The sequence below is a fragment of the Nocardioides ferulae genome (assembly GCF_003660455.1).
GTDB lineage: Bacteria > Actinomycetota > Actinomycetes > Propionibacteriales > Nocardioidaceae > Nocardioides > Nocardioides ferulae.
The window spans coordinates 1-1,878 of record NZ_QZVR01000047.1 but is presented as its reverse complement, the minus strand read 5'-3'; the positions used below and the strand labels follow the sequence as shown (position 1 = coordinate 1,878).

Here is a 1,878-nt window from a genome sequence, read left to right as displayed (position 1 = left end):
CAGCGAGACCGACATCATCAACGCCGCTGCCACCAGCATCCTGCACAACCTCACCGGCAGCAGGACCTAAGAGAAACCTTCTGGAAACACTTGCGGACCCTGTCAGTCTGAAATACAGTGTGTGACGCACACCACTAGTAGTTCGGAGATGACCGTGCCGATCGCGGCTACACGCCACGTACCGTCCACGCCGGATGGCCCCCGCGAGAAGCTGGATGCCGACAGTCACGTGGCCATCGTGGGCTCGGCCCAGCTCGGGGACCCGATCCTCGCCGCGTTGCGCGCCGAAGTCTCGGCCGCCCAGCACCACGCATGGACGGACCGCACCGCTCCGAGTCGCATCGACATCTCGCGATGCTCGGTCCTCATGGTGTGCTCAGCGACCGAGCGCGACGCGCTGGAGCTCCTCGGGGACGAGGAGGGCGGGATCCTGTGGTCCCTGCGTCCCGGCACGATCGTCGTCCTGCACACCCAGGTCGCTGCCGAGCAGGTCGATGAGCTGGCGAAGCGGTGTGCTGCCTACGGCGTGGTGCTGGTCGAGGCTCCGGTCGTCGGTCAGGGCACCCAGGCGTGGAGCACGGACCCGACGATCCTGGTCGGCGGCCCGTCCCACGCGATCGACGCCGTCGAGCCGATGATGCGGGCCTGGGCCTCCACGGTGGTGCGGACCGGTGGCCTCGGCTCAGCAACCAAGACCCTGCTGGTGAACGAGCTGCTGTTCGCCGCGAACGCACAGCTCGCCGGCGACGCGCTCGAGCTGGGGCTGGAGCTCGGCCTGGAGCAGACGGCACTGATCGACGCGCTCTGCAGCTGCACCTCGGCGAGCGTCTCACTGCGGATCATCCAGGGAGCCGGCACGACGGCTGCGTTCGCGAAGGCCGCGGAACGGTGTCACAGCCGGGAGGTCGCCGCGGCATCAGCCACGGTGAAGCGCCTCGGCGCCGACCTCGGCCTGACCGGCGACGCGCTGGCCCGGGGCCCGTTCGCCCTCCTCCCGGAGCCGAACGAGGACTCATGACGGCCGCCGCAGATCCTGACAAGGAACGTCCCGGCGCCCTGGGGCGGCCGCGCGACCGCGAGGCCGAGGAACGGATCATCGACGCCGCCCTCCGGGTCTATGCCGAAGGCGGGTGGTCCTCCTTCAACATCGCCGCGGTCGCGCGCCGCGCCGGCGTGGGGAAGTCGACGATCTATCTCCGGTGGGCGGACAAGGACGCGCTGCTCAACGACGCGGTCGCGCGCCGGGGCGAGAAGCTTGAGGACATCGACACGGGCAGCCTCCGCGGCGACGTGGCCGAACTCGCGATTCGTTTCCACCGCCACCTGCAGACCTCGCTGGGGTGGGTGACACTGCGGATCGCACTGGACAAGACCCGCAGCCCGGACCTGCTCGGCGGCTTCCTTCGCGACGTCATCGGCGCCAACCGTCGCGCTGTCGTCGGCATGCTGGAGCGAGCCGTGGCACGCGGCGAGCTCGACGATGACGCTCGGACAGAGATCGCGGTCGACCGCGCGATGGAGCTCATCTACGGCGTCATGCTCTCTCAGTCGCTCCAGCTCCCCCACGCTGACACAGCCGTCGATGACGATCTCCTGGTCGGAATGGTGCAGGCGGCCATCGACCCCATTCTCGCCGGCATACGTGCGGTGGAGGTCCGGGCATCCCACCTCGGCTGACCACGACTCCCGAGCCGACACTTGCGTCAACTAGGATGACCCTCACCGGGAACTGCGGTCGGAGCAGGGACCCATGTGTGAGGAGGCGGCGATGACCATGGCCCAGGGCAATGAGCAGATTTCCGCGGACGAGGAGGTCCTCGGCGAGCGCGCGCTCCGGACCCGCAACGCCATCCTCGAGGCCTCCCGCCAGCTCTTCCT

The 1,878-nt window shown here is 69.0% G+C and carries 2 protein-coding genes; both read left to right on the top strand.

What is annotated here, in order from left to right:
- The first annotated feature begins 148 nt into the window (after positions 1-148).
- Positions 149-1,018 carry an NAD(P)-binding domain-containing protein gene (locus D6B71_RS22320; RefSeq protein WP_121259001.1) on the top strand — a complete coding sequence of 290 codons (870 nt, stop codon included), beginning with the start codon at positions 149-151 and terminating at the stop codon, positions 1,016-1,018.
- Positions 1,015-1,677, top strand: coding sequence for a TetR/AcrR family transcriptional regulator (locus D6B71_RS22315; protein ID WP_121259000.1), 663 nt, complete (start codon positions 1,015-1,017; stop codon positions 1,675-1,677). Before D6B71_RS22320 ends, D6B71_RS22315 begins: the two co-directional genes overlap by 4 nt.
- Positions 1,678-1,878: the final 201 nt, after the last annotated feature.